Source organism: Lysobacter sp. Soil_N_23 (assembly GCF_057656135.1).
Window position 1 is genome coordinate 19,540 of sequence record NZ_JBDGKY010000002.1, and the last position, 20,418, is coordinate 39,957.

The following is a 20,418-nucleotide window of genomic DNA, read 5'->3' on the forward strand; positions in this document are numbered from 1 at the left end:
TTTCAAGGAGTGTTGTTCATGGCTGACCATAAGCGTCAGGTTGCTCTCTTCGGACTGATCATCGCGCCGTTCTTGCTGGCGGGCTGTGGTAAGTCCCCGGAGCCTTCGAATCAAGAGCCCGTTTCGCAGCAGGAACCGGCAGCGACCGCGGCCCCTGAGAAAGCCGCGCCGGTTGCCAAGCAACCCACCGCGGTTCTTCAGGAGCTGACCGAGGCCCAGCGTCTGGAAGCTCTCGAAGTCGCCAAGACAGGATGCAACTTTGAAGTGTTCGCCAACACCCGTCCGAAGTCGGCGACGGTCCAGGCCCAGGACCTGTCCGGAGCGGCGTTCGCCGGCTGGGTTGTCGATGCAGAGTCCAAGGCCCAGGCCAGCCAAGCCAGCCTGCGCTTCCTCGACGGCCAGTCGGGACGCGCTTGGATCGCACCGATTGCAAAGCTTGCACCGCGTGTGGACGTCGCCAAGCATTTTGGCGTGACCGGCAAGCTCAATGCAGAGTTCAATGTCGTACTTGACCTGCAGACGCTGCCCAGCGCGACTTACGCGGTATCGGTCGACTACGTGGGCGGCGACGGCGTGAAGCGCAGCTGCGTTTCCAAGGTCAACGGACTGAAGATCTGATTGCAGGCGGGAGAGGGATCTTTGCGGTCCCTTTCGCCGCGCCCGAGTCGCGCAATCTGAGGTTGTCGATCCGGGTCTGAGCAGACCCGGACCGGAGCTCGGTACGCGCTAGCGCCGCCGTGCCCGCCTGTGAGATCCTGACAGGCGGGCGCGATCGCGCCTGCCTGCGCCCGCGCCCCCCGGGAGACAACCGCTGAACCCGTTCACCGCTTTTGATCACAAACATCGCACCCTGACCTGGGAATTGACCCGCCGAGACGTCCTCGGGCGCTACCGGGGCGCAAGCATCGGCATGGCCTGGTCGGTGGTCAGTCCCTTCCTGATGCTGGGTGTCTATACCCTCGCGTTCGGCTATGTCCTCCGCAGCCGCTGGCCTGGCGCCACCGGTTCGGTGGCCGACTTTGCCCTCATCCTGTTTCTCGGTCTGGTCGTGCACGGCTTCTTGGCGGAGGTGCTGAACCGTTCCCCGCAGCTGATCGTCGGCAACGCCAATCTCGTCAAGCGAATCATCTTTCCACTTGAATTGCTGCCGTGGACAGCGGCGCTGGCGGCGCTGTTCCACTTGGTCGCCAATCTCGGTGTGTTCTTCCTGCTCAGTCTGGCGTACCACGGGAATGTTCCGTGGACATCGATCTTCCTGCCCGTCGTTGTAATGCCGCTGGTGTTGGTCGCGGTCGGGGCCAGCTGGTTCCTGTCGGCACTCGGGGTATTCCTTCGCGATATCGGCCAGATGATGGGAGTGGTAGCGACGGCGCTGCTGTTCCTGTCCTCGGCGATCGTCCCGGTTTCGACCCTGCCGGAGAACTACCAGCTTGTTTTCCGTTTGAACCCGCTGACCTTCATCATCGACCAGGCACGCGAGGTTGCTTACTGGGGGCGCATGCCGGACTGGCAGGGCCTGGCGTTGTACGCCGCCGCTGCATTCGTGTTCTGCCTGGCAGGGCTCGCCTTCTTCCACAAGACGCGTCGCGGGTTCGCCGATGTCCTCTGAAAGTGCGGCCATGGCTGGCCTGGCAATACGGGCCCAGGGCCTGGGCAAGGCCTATCACATCTACGACCGGCCGGTGCAACGTCTACTCCAGGGGCTGGTCGGTCGCCGGCGCAAACTGCACCGTGAGTTCTGGGCGCTGCGCAACCTCGACATCACTGTCACGCGAGGCGAAACGCTCGGCATCGTCGGTCGCAACGGATCGGGGAAGTCGACGCTGCTGCAGCTTATCGCCGGCACGTTGACGCCGAGCGAGGGTGGCGTCCAGGTCCAGGGCAAGGTGGCCGCGCTGCTGGAGCTGGGCAGCGGCTTCAATCATGAGTTCACCGGTCGCGAGAATGTCTATCTCAACGCGGCGATCCTCGGCCTCACGCGGGCGCAGACCGACGAGCGGATCGGCCGGATCCTCGCCTTCGCCGAGATCGGCGAATTTATCGACCAGCCCGTTCGGAACTATTCCAGCGGCATGGTGATGCGCCTGGCATTTTCCGTGATGGCGCACGTCGATGCCGACGTGCTCATCATCGACGAAGCGCTCTCTGTCGGCGATGCGTTCTTCACCCAGAAGTGCATGCGGTTCCTGCGCGAGTTCAAGCAACGCGGCACGCTGCTGTTCGTCAGCCACGACGGCGGTGCCGTTACCGGTCTGTGCGACCGGGCGATATGGATCGACTCCGGCCAGTTGCGAAAGGAGGGGCCTGCGCGCGAGGTCATGGATGCCTACCTCGAGGCATTCATCGCCGAACGCGAGGGCAAGGCCCCTGGTCAGCAGGGCGCAACGGCCGCCATCGCCGTCCCGGCCAGGCCGCGTCGCGACCACAGGCAGGCCCTGATGGACCGGTCCCTGCTGCGCAACGATCTGGATGTCGTGGAGTTCGATCCGGCCAAGCCGGGCTTCGGCGACGGCGGCCTGCAGATCTCCGACGTGGCGTTGGTCGACGACTCTGGACGGCAACTGGTCACCCTGGCCGGTGGTGAGACGGTGGTCCTGGAGATCGAGGCCGTGGCATTGCGCCGCGTTGAGCCGCCGATCGTCGGCTTCTATCTGAAAGATCGCCTGGGCCAGATGCTGTTCGGTGACAATACCTACCTGACGACCCTCGGCAACCGCCGGGCCATGGAGCCCGGGGAGCGGCTGGTCGCGCGCTTCCACTTCGACATGCCGCGCCTGCAGCAAGGCGACTATTTCATTTCGGTGGGTGCTTCCGCCGGAACGCAGGACGAACACGTCGTTCACCACTGGATACACGAGGCATTGACGGTCAAGTCCCTCGGCCAGACCGTGCCGGTCGGGATCATCGGGCTGCCCATGCTGGAAATCACCTTGGAGCAAAAACGTTGAGTTCAGTCTTCCGCATGGACCACCACCCGGTGGTATTCCTTCGTCCCCACCTGTCGCATCCGTATGCGTGGGCAGGGCACATTCCGTTTGCCTACCTGCTGGTCGACCTGTTGCGGCCGCGCAGCCTGGTCGAGCTTGGAACGGATTCGGGCAACTCCTATCTCGCTTTCTGCCAGGCCGTCGAATACCTGGGTTCGCCGACGCGTTGCACCGCGGTCGACTGCTGGCAGGGCGACGAGCACGCCAGGTTCTACGACGAGAAGGTCTACAACACGCTGCGTGCATATCACGACCCGCGTTACGGCAAGTTCTCGACGCTGCTTCGCGCGTACTTCTCCGACGCGGTCAAGACGTTCGAGGACGGTTCGATCGACCTGCTCCACATCGATGGCCTGCACACCTACGAGGCGGTCCGGGAGGACTTCGAGACCTGGCTGCCGAAGCTCAGTGATCGTGCCGTTGTCATCTTCCACGACTGCAATGTCCAGCGCCGCGACTTTGGCGTCTGGAAGCTGATCAGCGAATTGTCCTCGCGCTACCGCTGCTTCGAGTTTCAGCACAGCAACGGGCTGGCGGTGCTCGAAGTGGGCGACAACATCCCGGAATCGTTCCGCGCCTTCATGGACATGGCAACGTCCGAGCCCGCCAGCGCCCGTGCATACTTTGAGGCCGTGGCGGCGACGATTGTCGACCCCGCCACCGACTCGCCGACGACCATTGGCGCACCATCCCGCCAGTTCGAATGCCGGCTCTTCTACCGTGCGGCGGACCAGGATTACGCCGAGCGCCGTTCGATGCTGATCGAGGTGCCGGCCGACAGTGCGCTGGGGCCGATGGAGTTTCATGTGCAGTTGCCCGAAGGCGTACAGCCCGATTACGTCCGCATTGATCCCGCGGATGTGCCGGGCGTTTTCTCCTTCTTCAACTTCGCCCTCGAACATGAAGTGGTCGCAGGCTCCGAGGCTTCGACCCGGATCGACATTCGTCGCATGGGGCATCTAAACGCCCAACAACTAGACGCACGCGGGAACAGTTGGCTGCGTTTCGCCGCGTTCGACGGCGACCCGTGGGTGGAATTCTCGCTCGCTGAAGCCTGGGCAATGCTCGGAGACCGCAAAGTAACCGGGTTGCGGCTTGGCATCGACTACGAACTGCTCTTGCTGGATCCGACACTGCAGGGCATCGCCCGCGAGCAAGGCAAGGTCCTCACGCAGCGGCTGATGTCTCCGCAGGTCGCGTCCTCGACGCTGGAGCTGGACCCGGTGCTGGTGCAACTCCACCGGATCGACCAGCGAGCACGGGCAGCCGAAGAGGTTTCGAAGGAGTTGCAATCGTTCTCCGCACGGCAGTCGGCGGAGCTGGCGGATGCCAGGGCGGAGCTCAAGTCCGCCCTGCAGAATCAATTGCAGCTGATGGAGCAGCAGCGCGAGATGCTGTCGATTCTGACGCGGAGCGGCTTCATGAAGCGTGTGAAGCGCATGCTGGGGATCGGCAGCTGAAGATGGCATGGAGCCATCATCCAGGGATAGTTTGACGTGACGAAGTTGAGCATCAAACCGCTGAACCAGATCGGGAGTGTCGACAAGGCACTACCCGGTCGCCGCGCTTGGCGTTCGACAGGCAGTGATCCGCAGTTCCAGATGTTGAGCGACGAGAAGGGCTATTTCGAAGGCGGCTGGTATTGGGTGTCGCTGGATATTCGTTCGGACCGCCAGGGTCACGTCGTGCCCACACTGTATCCGGACTACGGTAGGGGAATGCGTGAGCACGAGCGCATCGAGCTGCCGGTCGTGACCGGTGAGCCGGGTCGCTACGAAGGTATTGTCCGCCTCGGCGAAAGCGCCCATGTGCTGAGGCTGGACCCGATGGCGACCGACGGCGATTTCAGCACTGGTGCGCTGGAATTGCGCAGGCTGTCGCGGCCGGAAGCCGCGGCGATGATGCTGGCTGGCATCCTGCGCCGCCGACGCGGCAAGCGCGCCAAGCTGGCAACCATCCGGTGGGCGCTGTCGAAGTTGCTGCGTGGCGGCATCGGTACTCTTGGTGCCGCACTGTTTGATGAGTATGCGGGGCACTCCTCGTTCGACCCGGGCAACGAGTACGAGCGCTGGGTTCGCCTTTACGGTTGCGGCATCGGACCGATCCAGGCGTCCGCTGGCGAACGCGGCCCGCTGATCTCGGTGTTGATGCCTGTCTTCAATACGCCGGAGAAATGGTTGCGTCGAAGCGTGCAAAGCGTGATCGACCAGGATTACCAGAACTGGGAATTGTGCATTGCCGATGACGCATCGACGCAGCCGCACGTGCGACGTGTCCTGGAAGAGCTCGCGCAGTCGGACAGGCGGATCATGGTGGAGTACCGCAGTGTGAACGGCCACATTTCGGCCACTTCCAACAGCGCGCTGGCCCTCGCATCCGGCAGCTACGTGGCATTGCTCGACCACGATGACGAGCTGCCGTGCTCGGCCTTGTCCGCCGTGGCAGAAGCGATCAAGCACAATCCGCAGTGGCGGATGTTGTACTCCGACGAAGACAAGATCGACGAAGAAGGCAGGCTTTTCGACCCCTACTTCAAGGCGGACTGGAACTACGAGCTGTTCCTGGCCCAGAACTGCATCAGTCACCTGGGCGTATTCGAGACGCGGCTGGTGCGCGAAGTCGGTGGTTTCCGGGAGGGCATGGAAGGCAGCCAGGACTGGGACCTGGCCTTGCGCTGCTGCGAGCGCCTGGACGCGGGCGAGATCGGTCACATCCCCAAGGTGCTTTACCACTGGCGCGCCATTCCAGGATCGACCGCGCTTGCGCTGGGTGAGAAGAGCTACGCGGTTACTGCCGGAGAGCGGGCTGTCACCGAGCACCTGGCCAGGACTGCAGCCGCTGGACGTGTCATCACCACGGACTGGGGTCACCACCGATTGCAGTTCGACGTTCCGGTTCCCGCGCCGAAGGTCAGTCTCGTGATTCCGACGCGTGACCGCGTCGGCCTGCTCCGGACATGCGTGGATTCGATCCTGCGCTTGAGCACGTATCCGGACTTCGAAGTCATCATCGTCGACAACCAGTCGGTGGAACCGGAGACTGAAGCGTACCTGGCCGATGTGATGGGCGATCCGAGGGTGCGCGTCCTCCGCTACGACCAGCCGTTCAATTACTCAGCGATCAACAACTGCGCCATTGCCCAGGCAGCGGGCAGCATCGTTGGCCTGATCAACAACGACATCGAGGTCATCTCCCCCGACTGGCTGGAGGAGATGGTCGGCCATGCTGCACGGCCGGAAGTCGGCGCAGTTGGCGCAATGCTCTATTACCCGAACGACACCATCCAGCACGCTGGCGTGATCGTCGGCCTGCACGGGGTCGCGGGACACGCGTACTCCGCAAAGCCGCGCGGGTATCCAGGGCAGATGAACCGGGCGCGACTGACACAGGCGCTGTCCGCGGTGACGGCCGCTTGCCTGCTCGTGCGCAAGGATGTGTTCGAGTCGGTTGGAGGGTTGGATGAAACGCTGCGCGTGGCATTCAATGACGTGGACCTATGCCTGCGCATACGCGCGGCCGGCTACCGGAATGTCTGGACGCCATACGCCGAGCTTTACCATCACGAGTCTGCGTCGCGTGGGCACGAGGATACGCCGGAGAAAATCGCGCGTTTCAACGGCGAAGTGCAGCTGATGAACGAGCGCTGGGGCGATGCCCTGCGTCGCGACCCGGCCTACAACCCTAACCTGACCCTGGAAGGCGAGCCCTTCGCCCTCGCGTTTCCGCCCAGAAGTTCCAATGAATGAGCATCTGACTGGTACTCGGCCGCACGACATCGCCGCGCGGATGCGACGTTGCATGATCGCCGCATCACTGGGGTTGTTGCTGGTTGCGTGCGGCAAGCATGAAGCTGCACCCGCGCAGATCGAAACCGATGGCAGCGCGCCAGTGCCGGCCGAGACGAGCGGCCTGCCGTGGGACGCCAGGTCGTTCACGCGGTTCCGGGGCTTCGATCCCGCGACCGCACCAGATGCTGCTGGATGCGCGCTGGACTTGATCAACGGCAGCGCCGAGGCCTCGGTAGCTGTGCCAAGGGACGCGTTGGTGCTTTTTGCCGGGTGGGCATCGGATGGCCAGGGCCGGGTGCCGTCACAGGCCCTGCTGGTACTGGATGGCCCGCGCCGCTACGCCGTGAAGCTGGAGTTCGGCGGGATTCGGCCGGATGTGGCGGCCGCATTGGGCAGTTCCGCGCTCTCCGGTTCTGGCTACAACCTCAAGGTGGGGTTGCACGGAGTGGAACCCGGGCAGTATCGCGTGGCGATACTACACAAGGTGGCCGAATCCGTGGCGCGGTGCAGCCTGCAACGGGGGCTGCACGTAGCCGCGCAGTAAGCCCGCGCTATCTCGCCGGTTGTGCCTCGACCGCATTGCCGGTCCGATCGATCTTCTCCCTTGCGGCGACTGGACCTTCCCGCGCTGCCGTCGCAAGCCGCTTGGGCAGGATACGTTGCAACGTCGGATCGTCCAGCATGGACTTCAGTGCCGCCGCTTGCGGATAGGGGATCTGCAGAATGGGTTTTTCCAGGGCGGTCGGATCGCCAGTACGGAAATAATCCTCCACGTTCTGGGTCTGCATGACATTAAGGGCATGCCGTTCCTGCGCCGCCGCCCAGTCGCCGCGGGTGCGCGTGGCCAAGCCGATCGTCAGGACAAGTGCGAACACGACGGTCAGGCCGGTAGCGACAAGTCGCGGCGCTGACCTGTTCGATGTCCATTCCAGAAGGCGAATCGCCAGCCAGGCATTGGCCGTCAATCCCAACGCCATCAATTCGGTATAGCGCGAGCCGATCTCGATCAGGTTGTGGCCGCGACCGTACGCCATTGCCAGACCCTGGGCGGCCGACCAGGCCAGAAGTCCCGCCATGGCCACATCGAAGTGCGAGCAGCGCACGCGGCCCGAAAGCACCGCCAGTACGCCCGCAGCGCCGGGCAGCCACAGCGGCCAGGGCGCCCAGTGCCAGAGCTTGATCGGCCAACCCAGTGCGTGGCTGCTGGAGTCCAGGAACTCGAGCAGCGAAGCGGCCTTGAGAGCCTGGTGCGGGCCGACTACCGGCATGGTTGCGTAAGCAGCGATGGCCAGCGCCGATGATGCGGCAACCGCTACCGCGGTCTGGCCTGCGCCGGTTCGTCCAAGCCGCCAGTTGATGAGGTACGTGGCTGCGAGTGCCGGGGCCGCCAACAGTCCAGAAGCCATGCTCAGGATGCTGGCCGCCACCAGTACCAACGCCAGTGCCATGCAGGCCAGGCGATCCGGGTAGCGTGCCGCCAGGCCCACTGCGAGCACGGTGAAGAGCACCATGTAGTAAAACTGGCTCTGGAAGCCGACGAGCACGTTCTCCCAGGAAAACGGCAGCACGGCGAACGCCAGCATCAGCACCAGCATCGCGCCCCGCTTGGTATCCAACGGATGCTCGCGCAACATCCAGCAGGTCAGGATAGTCGGCGTCGCCGCAAAGAGCGCCGCATTGAATGCCGCTTCGATCGTGTTGTTCCATTCGTTGCCAGACAGGTAGAACAGCGCGAGCGTAGTGATCCGCGTGGCGACGATTCGATGTTCGTTGTGTGCGGCCCAGAGCTGCGAGACCTGCCATTGGCCCTCGAGCCAGGGCTTGAGCAGGCTGACGCCCTCGGCATCCCATTGGTCCCAGAATGGCGTGGGTTCCGAAAGGGTGATCACATACCAGAGCCTGGCCGCAACGACGACCAGGAACAGCCCCGTCATTGCTGCCCAACGGCATGACGGACTCAGGATCGTACGGTTGGACGTCCCCAGGGCGGGATCACGCATGTCGCTTCGCCCGGAACGTGAAACGCTTGTGGCCGACGTAGCTGCTGAAAACCGGGACGATAACGCCGACGGCATGCGCAACGCTTTCGGCGTGGAAGGTCATTCCAATGGCGGGGAACAGCCACCGCGCAAGCAGCAGGCTGACGAACAGGGTCTGACCGACTGCTGCCAGGTTCACGATCACGAACCACATCGCCTGGTGGTGGATCTCGTTGACCGCATCCTTGAAGACGAAGATGCGATTGAGGAGGAACGCGGTCAGCATGCCGATGCAGAAGGCCAGGACGATGGATGGGACGTAGGGCATGACCGTGCCCAGCGCAATTCGTGATCCGAAGTTGGCGGCCGCGGCAAGTCCACCGACGAGGACGAAGCTGATAAAGCGACTGCTGATCATGGCTTTGAGTAGGTAAGTTGTAGGCGCAGGCCGCGACCGACGTGCTCGTTCGCGTTCGGGGAAGCGCTGGGCGCGATGACGGCGGAGCCGACGGCCGCAGGGTAGGTCCACAGGACGACCGGCTGCGTTGCGCCGCTGGTCGACAGATCCACGCTGAGCGACTCTCCACGCTTCACTTGCCAGTTCGTTGGAAGAGGGAACTCGAACATCGCATTGTCACGACTGCCGGCGAGGGGCACGCGCTGCGACACGCATCCCGAGGCCGCACAGGCAGTCATCATCGCCGTGCCGTCCGATGTACCGCCATAGTTGCCGATCTGAACGGACAACCGCTCCACGCTTCCCGAGCGTGGGGCCTGCCACGTTGCCTTGACCGGTCCACCCTCGATCAGTTGCAAGGGGCGGTTCGCCACCGGATCTGCCACGGTCGAGGCGATGTCGATCCAGGAAGAGCGTTGCGCCGCGGTTTGCCGCTTGAATGCATGGCGGACCGTGTTCTGCAGCCGCGCCGCGATCATGCTCAAGGGACCCATCTCCACTGCATCATGAAATGCGATACTGCCGTCCACGCTGGCGTCGACCGCCGACAAGCGAAACGGGGCGCCGCCGGTGCGCAAGAAGAGGTCGGCAGGGGCATTGTCGACCAGTGCATCGGCGCGTGTCAGCGGAGAGTTTCCGGTAGACACGGTGGAGACTTCCAGACTGCGATGGGAGCCACGCACGTCAACCTGCACCTGCACGTAGGGGAGCGTTGCAGTGATCGGCTCGGAGGTCCAGTGGCCCTGCGCGGAAATGCAGTCGGGCGGCTGGCATGACGTCACGGAGGGCGGAAACAGTTCGCTCTCCTGTCTGGAAAATCCGATGCCATGACCCGCGGTGCTGCCTGGCAGCCCTGCGCGGATCGAAGCAGGCAGCACCTGGCGCAGACTGCGATCATCCAGCAGAGAAGCAAGGCGCGCCTCGCTCTCGTAGGGGATCTGCAGAGGCAACTGGTGCAAGGCCGAAGCGTCGCCGGTGATGACGTAATCGCGGACGTTGCGGGTCTGCGTCACCGAGGCGTCCAGTCGCGCTTGGGAGTCGGCAAGGTCGATCGGGCCATGCAAATACAATGCACGGCCCACCGAAACCATAAGCAGTGCCAGTACCAACCAACTGCCTGCAAGTCGCGGAAGCGGATCCGAATCCGTCTTCCTGTGGCTGAAGGAGACGAGCCGCAGGGCAAACCAAAGGTTGACGACCAGGCCGATCGCCAGGGTGTCCGTGTAGCGCGAACTTGGCCAGAGCAGGCCATTGCCACGCGAATATCCCATGGCCAATGCCTGCAGCACCACCCACGCGGCCAGGCCGAAGGCGATCAGTTCGCCGCTGCTTGCACGCCGCGTAGAGAGCAGGCGCAACGCGGCTATGACCGTAGGCAGCCAGACGATCCACGCGGTCCGGTATCCATAGGAAAGCGGCCAGGACAGGCTCACCAGTGTCGCGCGCAGCCAGCTGCCCGTGTCCGGCGCCCTGAGTGCGTCGTGGTACGCAAGGTGCGGCACCGAGGTCAGCGCCAGCCCGGCGCAAATGGCCAGGGCGGCGACTCCGACAAGCATCTGCGGCGATCGCAGGCGACCGGTCCACCATCGCAGCAGCAGCACGCCCGCTGCGGCGACGCTGGTCAGCAGACCCGACGCGATCGTGAAGCAGCCCAGCAACGAGGCAGCCACCACGATCGGCACCAGTCGCGGCGAGTCGCCTCCCTTCGCCGCGCAGGCAATCGCGATGATCGCGAATGCGGCCATCAGGTGGAACTGGTTCTGGAACCCGACCAACGTGTTCTCGTACGCATAAGGAATCCACGCCAGCGCTATCAGGGCCACGAACAGCGCCGCGCGTGACAGGCGTGATTCCAGTTCTTGCCGGAGCGCCACATAGATCAACGTGGAACTGGCGGCATATACCGCGACGTTGGCGTACGCACTGACCAGGTTGTCCCACTGGCCATCGTTTGCCTCGAACACCGCCAGTGCGATCAGGCGCGTGAAGAAGATTCGATGCTCGTTGTGGAGCGCGAACAGGTTTGCCCAGCCCAGGGTGCCTTCCAGCCAGGGTTTCAGGAGGTTGGCTCCTTCTGCATCCCACTGGTCCCAGAACGGGATGCTCTCGGCGTACAGGCTGACGAACACGATGCGACCGGCGCAGATGGCGAGGAACAGCGCCGGTGCGGAAAAGGCCAGCCTCCACGCGCGCATGACGCGCGTAGACTCAAGGCCCGCGCGGGTCGTGGACGCTGTCACGGATCCCTGCCCTCCGCGACGCGGGCCAGCGTCCGGCCCACGGCGACACTCTCCGATATCGACCGGTCTTCCGGGTAGTAGTACGCCGTATCGGCCATGAAAAAGCCTTCGATCGGCGTGCGCATCGCAGGCAGCATGTCCTGGAAGCCAGGAGGACAGATCGTCTGGGCGAACTCGTATCGGTGACAATGGCTCGCCAGCACCCAGTCGCGGGAGAACGCGGGGTTGAGCCTGGGCAGGTAGCCCAGAACCTCCTCGATCAATGCCTCGTTCGACATCTGCCACTTCGGGTGCGTCTTGGGCATGTAGAACGGGGCGTAGAGGATGTGCTGGCCGGGACTGTCGCCGGGATTGAGGTTGCTGTACTCGATCACGCCCGGGATGGCGATTGATTCATCGCTGATGTTCATCCAGAAGTTCTCGCTCACCCGATGCCGGAGCTTGAGGATCACGCACGCGACCGGAATGTTCCCTATGTCTGCGATCTGCTGGGCGAAATCCTTGGGCAGGCCCGGGACCATGCGCGGCACGTACTGGATCGGCGCCGTCGAGAGCACGCTGTCATAGCTCTCGAACTGTCCGCCTGACGAAATTCCTGTCACGCGTCCGGCCTGCGTCACCACCTCGTCGATACCCCGCTTGAGCAGGATGCGGCCACCACGGCTTTGGATGTCCTGTGCCATCCGGTCCAGCAGCGCGGCCGAGCCGCCTTGCAGATAGCCCAGGCTCTCGTGCAAGAGGCTGCGACGGGACAATGCTATGCGCTTGATTCGGGTGCCGATCCAGCTCGCAGAAAGGTTGTCGGCATACTCGAAGAACTTGAGGTGGAAGGCGTTGCTCCACAGGACGTCGTAAGCCTCCTGGCCGATCCACTTGCGAATCCACTGCGTTGCATTGGCCTTGTCGAGCCGGGACCAGTCCTTGATTCCCTTCGTGTACATCACGTGCAGGGCATAGCGAAACTTGCTGATCCATCCCAGTGCGGGGAACGACAGCAGTGCAGTGGGAGTGCCCCATGGATACAGCTTGCCGTTGTAGTAGTAGCCCATGCGGGTGTCCACCCAGTGCAGCTTGTCGCCAATCGCGTAGCGATCCAGGAGATCGAACAGCGGATAGTCCGTCTTGCAGATGAAGTGGTAGTAGCGCTCGATCCGCAGGCCATCGAAGTCGAAGTCCGCGGACATGCCGCCGACGCGGTCGTCGCGCTCGTACACGTCGACCTGGTGTCCACGGTCGAGGAGTTCCACGGCAGCCATGAGTCCCATCGGACCACTGCCGACAACCGCAATCTTCTTCTTCTGGTTCATGTTCTTTGGGGGGATGGTCGTTGGGGGTCAGTGTACGTTCTGCACTACGGGAACCAGCGACATCCTGTCGATGTATCCCCAATCACAGCGAGTATTGCTTGGCGGATCCGGGCCAGCCTCCATCCGCACAATGAAGCCGCCTTCGGGAAGGACGAAATCCGGGACTTGCAGCGACTGCCTCCCGCGTTCGGATTCGTTGGCAAATGGGTTGATTGCCCTGCTGCCGAGCAGGGCGTTTGTCGCTGCGGAATAAACCGACAGGCGAACTCCATCCGGATCACTGGTAACGCACTTCGGGTTGTTGAAGGCCGAGGCGCGAATTCCGAAAATGATGCCGAGACGGTATCTGCCGGCCTCCTGCGCAAAGGTGAGCGCGCCGGGTGCATGCAGGAACAGCACGTCATGGCCGGCTTCGTAAAGGAACTCCGCTTGGCCTTCGATGCCCGTTGGCCTCCTGCCGAATATGGCGTTCCAATTGTCCGTGATCTTTTCGAGATCCGCCTTGTCCGGCGGGATCAGGTCGCTGTCCGACAAGGTCAACGCGGCAGCGGGGGCAAACATCGGAATGCCAAGCGGGGCATCGGAGCTTCGGAGGCGGAATCTCGATGCGGTCGGGGGTGCATCGTCGACATACGTCCGGATCAGGTCGCGATTGGATTGCAGCACCGGCGAGAGGATGAACCCGCTTCGCGCCATCTGCGGCGGAAGCCGGAAGGTCTCGCTGCCACCGTCCGACTTCTCGATGTCCAGCCACAATGGCGCCTGCCTCAGTACCGCTTCGTGGAGCCGGCCCAGCAGCGTGGGTTGCACGTCAAGCCGCGCGACCAGCAGACGACCTTCCCGCGGTGCAGGCAGTTCGTTCCAGCTGCCAAGCTGGATGCGTGAGGCGGTTGTCGTCTTGTCGGCGATGGCAAGGTCAGTGCCTGCAGAACGTCTGAGCAGCAGATAGTCCCCCTCCCTGTCGACGGGCCGGTACATCCTGAGGACCTCGATGAGCGCGGGGCCGTCACCCAGCGTCGGTAACCGCCGGTCGATCGCCTGGATCTTGAGAATCACCCAAGGCGGCGCCTGAGGACCCGAGAAGTAGGCGAGATTGCGTTGCTGAAGCGCGGATGTGTAGGCCGCATACGACTGGAAAACCGGCCGAGGGGCGTACGCGAAGGCATTGACCAGCACGACACCTTGTTCATGCATCAGCAGATCGACTCGTTCCCTTCCGATCAGCGTCGCGAACCTCGGAAGCGCGTGATCCGAAGCCGCCCGTTGCCATTGCGCCAATCGTGCCCTGGCTTCGGCGTCGGGACTGAGGAACGAAGCGGCGTTGGCCGGAACGCGGGCATACGCGGCCGCAAGCTGCTCGAATGGTGCGAGCACCTGGAGCAGGGGCCAGCCAATGGCGATCGAGACAGTGGTCAGCAGCAGTGCCAGCCGGCGATTGGCGACAGGTCCGATGCCGTTGGAGACGGCGAGCGCGTAAAGGGGGCTCGCACTGGCGAGCGGGAGGAACAGGTTCACGTGTGCGTCGGCGCGTGAGAAGGCGCCGTGCCACGAAAGAAACAGGATGCAACCAAGGAAGAAGGGCGCGGCGGCGTCGGCAAGGCGCCGCGAGCGCAACACGACGATGGCAGTGGTCATCCCGGATATCAGCAGCAGGCTCACCCCGAGCAGATCGACGGAGGCAGCCGGCGTCTTCGACATCGTGCCGTAGCCACTGACGATCTCGATCGAACTTGAAATATAGGCGGCAATCCCGGACACCTTCTGGCCCGCGGCCAGCCACAACGCAACGAATGCGAGCGGCAGCGATACGGCGAAGCCGAGGGCCGCCGAGCGACGCCGATCGGCGATCGCCGTCGCGACGACCAGTATTGCTGCCAGCAGTGCGGCTACCAGGCTCGTGAACTTGACCAGCGCGAGCACCGCGGCAGTCGTCCCGAACAGCGTGGCCCTGATCAAGGCACCCCGGAAGGGGCGTTGGTGGTCGGTTGAGATGACGACCATGGATGCGGCGAAGAACAGCAGCCAGGCGCTGTCCTTCTCCATCCAGGGGAGCCAGACCAGATAGACGACAACCAGGGCAACGCGCACCGGAAGCGTCGCCCGGGTCAGGCACAACGCAACCGGGTACGCACACGCCGCTGCCAGAAAGAGCTGCGCCCACAGGAACAAGCGATAGGTGTCCGGATAGTAGGCGGCGTCCGGATCGAGGAACCCCAGTGGCCCGTAGGTGAAGACGATCTCGCTGCCAAACTGTTTTCCGTGAGCTGTCGCCCAGCTCAACACGGTACTCCACGACGGGTCCAGGTCCGCCACCGCCGGCGGCAACCCTGTGCTGAGCAGGTTGAGCCACAGCAGGATCCCAACGGCCACGACAATCCAGATCCAGCGCCCGGTCACGCGGGGCGTGGCCGGGATGGTTGCAATGTCGCCTTGCACCGATTCCATCGGACCGCTCAGCGGCGCAGCACAATATGGCTGTAACGCGGGTCGCAGTAACTTTCGCGGACGGCGTCCTCGAACGAATGCTGCTGCACGCCGAATACCGCCTCAGTGTCTATGCCCTTGAAGTCGTCGCCCGCGGACAGTGCCTTGAGCTGGTCCGCGGTGAAGGGCGGCTTCCTGCTGAACATGGCGAACACGCGCAGCAGGAAGGCGAAGAAGCCGATCGGAATATGGACGATCAGCGTTCGATGGCCCTTCACGCGCTTGATCGTCCGGATGATGTCGACGTAGTCGATCCGCGTGTCGCCGACGATGTCGTACACATCGCCATCGGGAGCGGTCTCCACGCACTTGACGATGCAGCGGCAGAAGTCGCGCTCGTACAACGGTTGGCGCATGAACTTGCCATCGCCCGGGATCGGGAAGACCGGCGTACGCGCCATGAATCTCGACAACCAGCCCAGATGCTTGGGATCGAACCACCCGAACATCAGGGTCGGGCGCAGCACGCAATGGCGAAGGCCGCTGGCGGCGACCATCGCTTCCTGGATCTTCTTGGTCTCGGTGTAGTCGTCTGTCGCGACCGAGTTCACGACCGACGAACTGATGTGGACCAGGAAGGGTATGTGGTGGCGTTTGCAGGCATCGAGCACCAGGCGCGTGGCGTCGATGTTGTTACGGTCGAACAGCGAACGGGTCTTGCCGGTGATTTGCGCATGCAACTGCACTACGCAGGCGGCACCGTCGAAGCATGTCTCCCAGGCGCCGGGTTCGGCCAGGTCGGCGCAGATCGCCTCCACGTCCGGATGCAGGCGCTTGAGGATCTCGAGGTTGTGGGCGTGCTTGTCGATGGCGACGAGGCGGGTGTAGCCCCGCGCTTTCATCTCCACGATCAGGTTCTGGCCGACCAGGCCGGCGGCGCCAGTCAGTACGATCTTATCGTTCTTGTTCGTCATCTTCCGGGTCGAAGTTGGGTCGCGACGGTTACGGTGAGTGCGGCTTGCGCGCCACTACCAGCGCCTGCCTGCCAAGCAGGCGCCAAGCCAGTGGGAAGCGCAGATAGAGGGACACCAGCCACGGCGCCTGCGGCAGGTGGCTCTTGGTCGTGTAGGGGAGAAAGCGCGGGACCAGCACTTCGACCTCGAGACCGGCGAGCGTGACGCCTTCGGCGAGGCTGCGGTCGGTCAGGGGTGTGTGGTGGTCGAAGTAGTCCCAGTACTCGCCGGGTAGGAAACGGATGTTGGGCTGCAGGATGATCGCCCTTCCACCGTGACGCAGCATCCGGGTGGTTTCGCGCAGCGTGTCGAGAACGATCTGCTTGGACGGCAGGTGCTCGAGGAAGTTGCTCATGAATACGACGTCGACGCTGTCGTCGGCAATGGACGCGGCGTCCGTGCACGACTCGTGGATGACGCGCACGTCCGGGGCGGCAAAGCGAACTGTGTCCGGATTCAGGTCGATCGCGATCTTGTCGGCCGCTTGAATGTTGTTGATGAACTCACAATAGCCTGCGCCAATGTCCACCACGCGTGCGTTCGCCGGGATGAACCGGCTGAAGTACTGGTTACACAGCACTTGCCAGATGCGTCGCTTGCTTGCGACTTCGGCGTCGGAGAAGCGGTGGCGGTACAAGCTGTCGAGGCTGGTGTTGATTTCAGTCATTTTGAACTCCGTGATCAAAACTTCATCCGGCGGAACACCACCTCGGGAACATGCTTGATGACCAGCATGATCCAGAACCAGAACCAGGGCAGGTATGCCACCGAGCGGCCGCGGTCGATGGCCGATACGATGCCCCTGGCCACGTCGACGGGCTTCGCCCAAAGTGCTCCCTTCTTGAAGGCGGCGGTCATCGGCGTATCCACGAATCCCGGCTTGACGGTCAGCACGTTCACGCCGCGGCCGTTCTGGGCCTGGCGCAGGCCACTGAGAAACGTGGTTACCGCGGCCTTGGCGCTGCCGTACAGGTAGTTGCTGGAGCGGCCCCGATCGCCGGCAACGGACGATATTACTGCCAGCGTCCCCCGCCGCTCGAGGCGGGGTGCAATGGCGAGTGCGAGCGCGATCGTCGTAGTACCGTTGGAGGAGAATTCCTGCATCGCGTACTCGATGGAGCTTTCGCACCGAGCCTGGTCGGGCAGCGTGCCGTGTGCGATGAGGACAACGTCCACGCCTCCCAGGCTGTTCCACGCGCGATCGAGCGCGGCAGCGTGCGAGGCGAGGTCATTGACGTCGAGCGTACCGGTTTCAACCGCAGCCGCGCCGCGCACAGCGAGGTCTGAAGCGATCTGTTCCAGACGCGCGCCATTGCGCCCGAGCAGGTACACCGCGGCACCGCGGGACGCGTAAACCCGTGCGGTGGCCTCGGCAATCGCCGAGGTTGCGCCAATGACAAGAACTCGTTGCATGCATTACTCCATTACCCGGCGCCAGAAGCCGGACGAGAATCGTGGGTCGACGTGACGGGAAAAATCCTCCCAGCGCGGAAAGGCCTGACGGAACAGCTCGCCCGACATGCGGGCGTCCTTCGCCGGATAAACCGCGCCGCCGGCACTGGCGACCACACAGTCGATTCGGTCGAGCAGGCGGAACACTCCGCCACCATCGTTCGGGAAGTCCAGGGCGAGCGTGGTTCCCGGACGTGCGAACGACAGCATTCCGGGAGACGGACGGTCCCCGAATTCCTTCAGTACCGCCAGGAACGAGCCCGTTCCGCTGCGCGAAATCTCACCGAGGATGTCCGCCAGCGCCTCGCGCGCGGTGCCAGGTGGCAGCACGGACTGATGCTGGAGGAAGCCGCGCGGACCGTACATGCGATTCCAGTGCGCGATGCCATCCAGCGGATAGAAATAGGGAGCGTAGTGGCTGAAGTCGCGTTTGTGCTTCTGCCGCTGGCGGTGGTAGTAAAGCCAGTTGAACGGCCGCAAGCTCACCTTGTTGACCAGCGACAGTGGCGGGACGAAGGGCATCGCCAGCCCCGAGGGCTTCGGCACGGACCGTCCATCGCCGGCGGCATGGTCGGCGCGCAGGAAGTGGCCGCGTCCCAGCGACTTGCCGCGGGCGAGGCAGTCGATCCACGCCACGGTGTACTCGAACAGCGGGGCCGATTGCGCGGACCAGAGGAAAAACTCATCGAGGTTGTCGAAGCGGATCGACTCGACTTCCATCCACGGTCCTGGCACCCGACGCAGCTGCAGACAGGCCCAGGTAATGACACCGGTCAGGCCAAGGCCGGCGACGGTCGCTTCAAACAGTCCGGCCGGATCGTCCGGGACGAGCCGGAGACGCTCGCCGTCGCTGCGCAGCAACTCCATTGCCAGCACATGGTGGCCGAACGTGCCTGCGCGGTGATGGTTCTTTCCATGGACGTCGTTGGCGATAGCGCCGCCGACCGTGACCTCGCGGGTGCCTGGCGTTACTGGCAGGAACCAGCCCTGCGGCAGCGCAAGGTCGATGATTTCCGATAGCGTGGTCCCGGCTTCGCACTGCAGCACTCCCGTTGCCGGGTCGAACGCGATGAGGCGGTCGAGGCCGCGTGTACGCAGGATGGTCCCGCCTGGATTCAGGCAGCTGTCGCCGTAGCTGCGGCCATGGCCGTAAGGCAGTGCGCTGCCTTCGAAGTGGGGCAGCGCGGCATCGCGGTTCGACAGGTCGACGCTGCACTGGTCCCGGACCGGTGGATACCTGCCCCAGGAGGCGCCGGTTGCCATCACATTGCCCCGAGGACTAACAGTCCGCAGATCGCGATGACCACCTGGCTGACCCGGTCGGTCACGGCGAAAATCACCGGATCGTCGTCCATGAGGCCGCGGTGCGCCTTCACCCAGACGCGGCTGATCCAGTACAGAAGCATCGGACAGATCAGCCACAGCACCTGCGGATGGCGATAGAGCGCCAGGCTCTCCGGGCTGTTGATGTAGAGCGCGATCACGAGGACGGAGCAGTAGCCGCTGGCCGCGCCAAGCGACTGGATCAGCGGCAGGTCCTCGACCATGTAACCGCGGCCGCTCGCCGCCATTTGTCCATTGGCCAGCATCGTCGCCAGCTCGGTATAGCGCTTGAGCATGGCCAGGCTGAGGAACACGAACATCGAGAATGCGAGCAGCCAGAACGAAAGCGCCGTGCCGATCGCGGCTGCGCCGCCGATGATGCGGATGGTGTACAGGCCGGCAAGCAGCACCGCGTCGACCATCACCACGCGCTTGAGCCGCAGCGAATAGGCCAGCGTCATCGCGTAGTAGCACAGCAGGATGCCGGCGAACTGCCAGCTCACCCAGAAAGCCAGCGCGAATCCGGCGGCGGTCAGAAGCGGCGCCGCGATGATGCCATGCAATAACGGCAGCAAGCCGGCCGCGAACGGGCGTTTTCGCTTGCGCGGATGCGCGCGGTCCGAGGGCAAGTCGAGCAGATCGTTGAGCACGTAGACGCCAGACGCGCACAGCCCGAATGCCGCAAAGGCCACGACCGCCGGTACGACCGAAGCCACGTCCAGGAAACGGTGCGAGGCGAACAGGGGAAGGAAGACCAACAGGTTCTTCAACCACTGGTGCAGTCGGATGGCCTTCAACCACGTCCTGAGGCCGCTGCGGGCCGGTGGCAGGTACTGCTCGACCTGGCTGACGCGTGCGGCCCGCTGCGCGAGCGAGTCGGGGGCATTGACGACCCAGGCGGCACGGGCGCGCTCCCACACCTCCAGGTCGCAAACGTCATTGCCGGCATAGTCGAAACCTTTCGCGCCGAAACGTTCGACGAGCATGTCCGCCTTGCGCCGGCCGGACAGATTGCGCGATTCGTCGCTGGCGATCACCAGGTCGAATACGCCCAGGTGGTCGGCGATCGCAGTGGCGAATTTGCCGTTGCTGGCGGTGCACAGCACGCGGGGGCGAGTCGCCGTCGCGCCGAGCATCGCAATCAGGCGTTCGTCATAGGGCAGGGATGCAACGTCGAGGTCGACGCGACTGGCTACTTCGTGCTTCAGCGCAGCCTTGCCCCGCAGCAGCCAGAACGGCAGCAGGAGAAGGTACAACGGGTTCCTGGCGAGCAAAGCGAGCACCGACTCGTAGAGCACATCGGATCGCAACAACGTACCGTCCAGGTCGACGCACAGCGCGACCGGTTCCTCGTGACGGCCTTGTTCCTGACGCATCGCGTCCCCTCCAATCAGAACTGCACGGGCGAGCGGACGGCCGCCGGCGCGTCATTGCCGGCGGCACGCCTG

Annotated in this window: 16 protein-coding genes; 6 read left to right on the plus strand and 10 right to left on the minus strand. The window is 63.8% G+C overall.

The window, feature by feature from the left end:
* The first annotated feature begins 18 nt into the window (after positions 1–18).
* From AC3A3X_RS01920 to AC3A3X_RS01945, 6 genes are all read left to right on the plus strand, one after another.
* On the plus strand, positions 19–618 hold the full coding sequence (locus tag AC3A3X_RS01920; RefSeq protein ID WP_487581378.1) for a hypothetical protein: 600 nt from the start codon (positions 19–21) through the stop codon (positions 616–618).
* A 193-nt stretch (positions 619–811) separates the two neighbouring features.
* Positions 812–1,609 carry an ABC transporter permease gene (locus tag AC3A3X_RS01925; RefSeq protein WP_487581615.1) on the plus strand — a complete coding sequence of 266 codons (798 nt, stop codon included), beginning with the start codon at positions 812–814 and terminating at the stop codon, positions 1,607–1,609.
* Between the two features lie 10 nt (positions 1,610–1,619).
* Entirely contained in the window at positions 1,620–2,948 is a 1,329-nt protein-coding gene (locus tag AC3A3X_RS01930) for an ABC transporter ATP-binding protein (RefSeq protein WP_487581379.1), read from the plus strand.
* 14 nt (positions 2,949–2,962) lie between these two features.
* A complete protein-coding gene (locus AC3A3X_RS01935; RefSeq protein ID WP_487581380.1) occupies positions 2,963–4,447 on the plus strand; it encodes a class I SAM-dependent methyltransferase in 1,485 nt (494 codons plus the stop codon).
* A 36-nt stretch (positions 4,448–4,483) separates the two neighbouring features.
* Positions 4,484–6,733 (plus strand): glycosyltransferase family 2 protein, encoded by a 2,250-nt coding sequence (locus AC3A3X_RS01940; protein WP_487581381.1) that lies wholly within the window; start codon positions 4,484–4,486, stop codon positions 6,731–6,733.
* Positions 6,726–7,319 (plus strand): hypothetical protein, encoded by a 594-nt coding sequence (locus AC3A3X_RS01945; protein ID WP_487581382.1) that lies wholly within the window; start codon positions 6,726–6,728, stop codon positions 7,317–7,319. Before AC3A3X_RS01940 ends, AC3A3X_RS01945 begins: the two co-directional genes overlap by 8 nt.
* A 7-nt stretch (positions 7,320–7,326) precedes the next feature.
* On the opposite strand, the gene AC3A3X_RS01950 is transcribed toward AC3A3X_RS01945, so the two are convergent.
* From AC3A3X_RS01950 to AC3A3X_RS01995, 10 genes are read right to left on the minus strand one after another with little or no spacing between them, the layout of a single operon-like run.
* Positions 7,327–8,709 carry a hypothetical protein gene (locus AC3A3X_RS01950; protein WP_487581383.1) on the minus strand — a complete coding sequence of 461 codons (1,383 nt, stop codon included), beginning with the start codon at positions 8,707–8,709 and terminating at the stop codon, positions 7,327–7,329.
* Positions 8,710–8,767: 58 nt separating this feature from the next.
* Positions 8,768–9,172, minus strand: a complete 405-nt coding sequence (locus AC3A3X_RS01955; RefSeq protein ID WP_487581384.1) for a GtrA family protein — start codon at positions 9,170–9,172, stop codon at positions 8,768–8,770.
* Positions 9,169–11,406, minus strand: a complete 2,238-nt coding sequence (locus AC3A3X_RS01960) for a hypothetical protein (RefSeq protein ID WP_487581385.1) — start codon at positions 11,404–11,406, stop codon at positions 9,169–9,171. The genes AC3A3X_RS01955 and AC3A3X_RS01960 overlap by 4 nt, the downstream gene beginning before the upstream one ends.
* Positions 11,407–11,447: 41 nt before the next feature.
* Positions 11,448–12,758: an NAD(P)/FAD-dependent oxidoreductase gene (locus AC3A3X_RS01965; RefSeq protein WP_487581386.1), complete on the minus strand. Its 1,311-nt coding sequence runs from the start codon at positions 12,756–12,758 to the stop codon at positions 11,448–11,450.
* 27 nt (positions 12,759–12,785) lie between these two features.
* Positions 12,786–15,203 (minus strand): hypothetical protein, encoded by a 2,418-nt coding sequence (locus tag AC3A3X_RS01970; protein ID WP_487581387.1) that lies wholly within the window; start codon positions 15,201–15,203, stop codon positions 12,786–12,788.
* Positions 15,204–15,211: 8 nt separating this feature from the next.
* On the minus strand, positions 15,212–16,156 hold the full coding sequence (locus AC3A3X_RS01975; protein ID WP_487581388.1) for an NAD-dependent epimerase/dehydratase family protein: 945 nt from the start codon (positions 16,154–16,156) through the stop codon (positions 15,212–15,214).
* 28 nt (positions 16,157–16,184) lie between these two features.
* Positions 16,185–16,862 (minus strand): class I SAM-dependent methyltransferase, encoded by a 678-nt coding sequence (locus tag AC3A3X_RS01980; RefSeq protein ID WP_487581389.1) that lies wholly within the window; start codon positions 16,860–16,862, stop codon positions 16,185–16,187.
* 14 nt (positions 16,863–16,876) lie between these two features.
* Positions 16,877–17,608 carry an SDR family oxidoreductase gene (locus AC3A3X_RS01985; protein ID WP_487581390.1) on the minus strand — a complete coding sequence of 244 codons (732 nt, stop codon included), beginning with the start codon at positions 17,606–17,608 and terminating at the stop codon, positions 16,877–16,879.
* Positions 17,609–17,611: 3 nt separating this feature from the next.
* A complete protein-coding gene (locus AC3A3X_RS01990) occupies positions 17,612–18,910 on the minus strand; it encodes an FAD-binding oxidoreductase (protein WP_487581391.1) in 1,299 nt (432 codons plus the stop codon).
* Positions 18,910–20,346, minus strand: coding sequence for a UbiA family prenyltransferase (locus AC3A3X_RS01995; protein WP_487581392.1), 1,437 nt, complete (start codon positions 20,344–20,346; stop codon positions 18,910–18,912). The genes AC3A3X_RS01990 and AC3A3X_RS01995 overlap by 1 nt, the downstream gene beginning before the upstream one ends.
* Positions 20,347–20,418 lie beyond the last annotated feature (72 nt).

What these genes read in the sequence shown, in the direction of transcription:
- AC3A3X_RS01920 (WP_487581378.1), top strand. Translation starts at nt 19, where the DNA reads ATGGCTGACCATAAGCGTCAGGTTGCTCTCTTCGGACTGATCATCGCG.
- AC3A3X_RS01930 (WP_487581379.1), top strand. Translation starts at nt 1,620, where the DNA reads ATGGCTGGCCTGGCAATACGGGCCCAGGGCCTGGGCAAGGCCTATCAC.
- AC3A3X_RS01935 (WP_487581380.1), top strand. Translation starts at nt 2,963, where the DNA reads ATGGACCACCACCCGGTGGTATTCCTTCGTCCCCACCTGTCGCATCCG.
- AC3A3X_RS01945 (WP_487581382.1), top strand. Translation starts at nt 6,726, where the DNA reads ATGAATGAGCATCTGACTGGTACTCGGCCGCACGACATCGCCGCGCGG.
- AC3A3X_RS01950 (WP_487581383.1), bottom strand. Translation starts at nt 8,709, where the DNA reads ATGACGGGGCTGTTCCTGGTCGTCGTTGCGGCCAGGCTCTGGTATGTG.
- AC3A3X_RS01955 (WP_487581384.1), bottom strand. Translation starts at nt 9,172, where the DNA reads ATGATCAGCAGTCGCTTTATCAGCTTCGTCCTCGTCGGTGGACTTGCC.
- AC3A3X_RS01960 (WP_487581385.1), bottom strand. Translation starts at nt 11,406, where the DNA reads ATGCGCGCGTGGAGGCTGGCCTTTTCCGCACCGGCGCTGTTCCTCGCC.
- AC3A3X_RS01965 (WP_487581386.1), bottom strand. Translation starts at nt 12,758, where the DNA reads ATGAACCAGAAGAAGAAGATTGCGGTTGTCGGCAGTGGTCCGATGGGA.
- AC3A3X_RS01970 (WP_487581387.1), bottom strand. Translation starts at nt 15,203, where the DNA reads ATGGAATCGGTGCAAGGCGACATTGCAACCATCCCGGCCACGCCCCGC.
- AC3A3X_RS01975 (WP_487581388.1), bottom strand. Translation starts at nt 16,156, where the DNA reads ATGACGAACAAGAACGATAAGATCGTACTGACTGGCGCCGCCGGCCTG.
- AC3A3X_RS01980 (WP_487581389.1), bottom strand. Translation starts at nt 16,862, where the DNA reads ATGACTGAAATCAACACCAGCCTCGACAGCTTGTACCGCCACCGCTTC.
- AC3A3X_RS01985 (WP_487581390.1), bottom strand. Translation starts at nt 17,608, where the DNA reads ATGCAACGAGTTCTTGTCATTGGCGCAACCTCGGCGATTGCCGAGGCC.
- AC3A3X_RS01990 (WP_487581391.1), bottom strand. Translation starts at nt 18,910, where the DNA reads ATGGCAACCGGCGCCTCCTGGGGCAGGTATCCACCGGTCCGGGACCAG.
- AC3A3X_RS01995 (WP_487581392.1), bottom strand. Translation starts at nt 20,346, where the DNA reads ATGCGTCAGGAACAAGGCCGTCACGAGGAACCGGTCGCGCTGTGCGTC.